At 65.9% G+C, this 3435-nt stretch carries 4 protein-coding genes; all 4 read left to right on the top strand.

Features of this window, described 5'->3' with window-relative positions; translation table 11 throughout:
• The first annotated feature begins 284 nt into the window (after positions 1-284).
• Positions 285-1808, top strand: a complete 1524-nt coding sequence (locus A5691_RS15605; protein ID WP_067887104.1) for a nitric oxide reductase activation protein NorD — start codon at positions 285-287, stop codon at positions 1806-1808.
• Positions 1805-2614 (top strand): CbbQ/NirQ/NorQ/GpvN family protein, encoded by an 810-nt coding sequence (locus A5691_RS15600; protein WP_067760874.1) that lies wholly within the window; start codon positions 1805-1807, stop codon positions 2612-2614. The genes A5691_RS15605 and A5691_RS15600 overlap by 4 nt, the downstream gene beginning before the upstream one ends.
• 16 nt (positions 2615-2630) lie before the next feature.
• Complete coding sequence (locus A5691_RS28945) at positions 2631-2759, top strand: hypothetical protein (protein ID WP_255369178.1); 129 nt, start codon at positions 2631-2633, stop codon at positions 2757-2759.
• Positions 2756-3435: hypothetical protein (locus A5691_RS15595; protein WP_067887106.1), on the top strand; the 680-nt coding region annotated here is incomplete at its 3' end. The genes A5691_RS28945 and A5691_RS15595, both read left to right, overlap by 4 nt.

Raw genomic sequence — 3435 nt, 5'->3', positions numbered from 1 at the left:
GTCGTCGGCTGGTGGCTCTACGACATCTTCTACATCACCCCGTTCCTCGCCATCCCCTACCTGCACACCGTCAACCGCGAGCTCTTCTCCGACTGAGATGCGCGAGCCGAATGTCCTTACGTCACTGAGGAGGTCCAAACGTGGCTTATGTGTGGGAGATCCTTCGCTACGTCGCGGCGTGGGGCGGCACCGGACTGATCATCTGGTTCTGGTATTGGCTCTTCTCCAACATCGGCACGTTTTGAGCGCTGGAGTGGACCGCCGGGACGCATGGGATTCGGCTGATGCCTGAAGACTCCCACGCAATGTCACTGGAGCGGAGTTGCTCGGTGACAGCCGTCGCGCTGAGCGAACGACGTCGCGAGGGCGTGCGGCTCGTCACGGGTGACCGGCGCCGCTTCGGGTTGAACGCGGCGCTGACGTTCGTTCACGTCCCCTACCCACCACTGTGCGATTGGACTCGCAGAGCCCTGACGTGCGGTGTGGCCCTGCAATGTTCACCGTCCAAAGAACGAATCACCCAATATCGGTTGAACGAGTTGTCTACTCGCGAAGTGCGCGCTCTCAGCGTTGTCGAAGCCGGTGTCGCCCTCGGCTGGATGGCCTCGCGCTGGCCGGGCCTGCTCCCCGATGCGCGACGACTGCTGCCGGACCTCCACACCGAATCGGGCGACATGAGCGCCCTGGAAATGCTCAACCGGGCGATCGCGTTGGCCGCCACGGGTCAGACATTGGCGGTCCATCCGCTGCTGGGCACGTTGCCGCTGGCCTTCACGGCGCCGCGAGGCTTGGCCGACAGGTTGCGGCGCAGCTTTGGCAGGATGCCCTGGACGACAACGCAAAACCGACTGCCGCGACCGTACTCGGTTCCCGTCGGCGGCGACGGCGGTGTCCGTAATCCCAATCTGCCGCCGCCGAGCCGGCCGCAGGACAACGATCTCGACGTGACCCCGGAGCATCGGCCCGGGATCCCCTACCCGGAATGGAACATGTGGACCCAGCGGTTCGTGCGCGACCACGTCGCGGTGATCGAGCGTGCGGATGCCCGGCGCGCAGGCGGTCCGGCGGCGGTGGCCGTCGACGTCCGCAAGTGGTTCGAAGAACACACCCATCGGGGGATGGCGAACCGCCTCGAAGACGGCGCCGACCTCGACGTCGACCAATACGTCAGCCACTACATCGACCTGACCACCGGCGAGGCCAAGGAACCGAGGATCTTCCGCGAGTTGCTGCCCGTCGGCCGCGACGTCACCACGGCGGTGCTGCTCGACGGCAGTTCGTCGCTGGGGGTGCACGGCGGGCGAATCTTTCAACTCGAACTGGCTTGCGCCGACGCGCTTTCGCGCGCGATGACCCTGGCGCGAGAGCGCCACGGCATCTTCGCTTTCACCGGCAATACCCGCCATCGCGTCGAAGTCCACTGCCTGAAGGGCTTCGAGGAGCGGCGGCTGGTGGCTCCCAGCGGGCTCGGCCTGTCCACCCGGGGGTACACCAGGCTCGGTGCGCCACTGCGCCATTTGACCAGCCGGCTGCTCGCGCAGGCATCCGAACGGCGGCTGCTGATCGTCATCGGCGACGGTCTGCTCTCCGATGAAGGCTACGAGGGGCGCTACGCCTGGGCGGATGCCGCGCACGCCGTCGAGGAGGGCAACGATGCGGGGGTGTCGATGTACTACGTCGGCGTGGGCCCGACGCGTGTCGATCCCCTACCGGAGGTGTTCGGGCCGCGACGGTCCCAACGGATCCGACGCGTAGAGGAGCTTCCTCGGGTGTTGGCTCATGTCCATCGCGAACTGGTGGCCGCATGAGTGCCGCCACCGATACCTATTTCGCACACGGCAACGAAGTCCAGCTGTTCGAGCGGGCCTACCGCCAGCGCCTGCCGGTGATGCTCACGGGCCCAACCGGATGCGGCAAGACGCGTTTCGTCGAACACATGGGCCTGCTCTTGCAGCGGCCCGTCGTCACCATCAGTTGCCACGACGATCTCACCAGCTCCGATCTCGTCGGCCGCTTCATGGTGACCGGCGGCGACGTGGTCTGGACCGATGGCCCGCTGACCCGGGCCGTCAAGGCCGGCGCGATCTGCTATCTCGACGAAGTCGTCGAAGCTCGCCACGATTCGCTGGCCATCCTGCATTCGCTCACCGATCACCGGCGATCGCTGTACCTGGATCGGGCGGGTGAGGTCGTGACGGCGCCGGACACCTTCATGCTGGTGTGTTCGTACAACCCGGCGTATCGCAGCTCGCTGAAGGAGCTGAAGCCGTCCTTCCGGCAGCGATTCGTCACACTCGCGATGAGCTACCTGCCGCCCGAGCGCGAAGCCGAGGTGATCGTCGCCGAAGCCGGAATCCCCATCGCCGCCGCGCGTCGACTGGTCGGGTGCGCTGTTGCGATCCGCACCGCCGACGACGCCTTCCACTTCGAGCCGCCTTCGACCAGGGTGCTGGTCACCGCCGCGCACCTGATCGCCGCCGGGGCAAGCGAATTGGATGCGGCGGAGGCCTGCATCCTCGCGCCGCTGAGTCTCGATGGCGCGGTCACCGACGGCCTACGTGAAGTCGCGGTGGCCAGCCTGGCCACCACCGACGCCCCGAGTGCACGCCCTTAGGAGAGGAGCTGACGGCATGGACCAACAGGAGAGGAAGCGCAAGAGGGCGCTGATTGTCTTCCAGCTGTTCATCTACGGCTATTTGCTGGCAATGTTCGGCATCCAGCTCTACATGTCCTTCGCCCGCGGGTGGTGGAACTTGTGAAACCTGTTGTCGCCCAACCGGCTGTCACGGTCAGCCTGGACGATCACCACGACGCGTCCCGCCACGCGCAGCGCCGCGCGGACAAGTGGATGATCGTCGGCGCCGCCTTGATGGGCATGTGGGCGCCGGGTTTGATCGGATTCCCCATCTTCATGCGCGGCGTATGGCTGCAGCGCCAGGCGCTGCGCGCCGGCTTGTCGGTCCGGCCCATGATCGTGACGCTGATCGGGTATCTGGTCCTGATCGACGGGATGCTCAACAGTCTCGGCTGGGCCCTCGACCTGGTCGCCAACCACACCTTGATCAACCGGGTGCTGATGGTCGGCTGGGGCAACATGTTCGACGCGGGCTACTTCTGGCATTACAACGAGCTCTGGGTCGGCGGCGCCGCGGGGCCCGGCGAGAAGGCCTATGTCGCCGGGTTGATCCTCACGGTGTTCTCCATGCGGGTGGCCGCGGCGATCGGGTTTCTCCAGATGAAGCGGTGGGGTCACCAGTGGATGGTGGTTACCTGCTGGATGGGCGTGGTGATCTGGTCCGCCTACGTGTTCAACATGACCATGTTCGCCGACGTGCGCTACGCCGGCGTCGTATTCCCCGTCGTCGGCTGGTGGCTCTACGACATCTTCTACATCACCCCGTTCCTCGCCATCCCCTACCTGCACACCGTCAACCG

The organism is Mycobacterium sp. E183, from assembly GCF_001667735.1.
Lineage (GTDB): Bacteria > Actinomycetota > Actinomycetes > Mycobacteriales > Mycobacteriaceae > Mycobacterium.
This window is presented reverse-complemented; position numbering and strand designations above follow the sequence as displayed.

Excerpts from the sequence above, each read along its gene's own strand:
- A5691_RS28945 (WP_255369178.1), top strand. The coding sequence starts at position 2,631 with ATGGACCAACAGGAGAGGAAGCGCAAGAGGGCGCTGATTGTCTTCCAG.
- A5691_RS15600 (WP_067760874.1), top strand. The coding sequence starts at position 1,805 with ATGAGTGCCGCCACCGATACCTATTTCGCACACGGCAACGAAGTCCAG.
- A5691_RS15605 (WP_067887104.1), top strand. The coding sequence starts at position 285 with ATGCCTGAAGACTCCCACGCAATGTCACTGGAGCGGAGTTGCTCGGTG.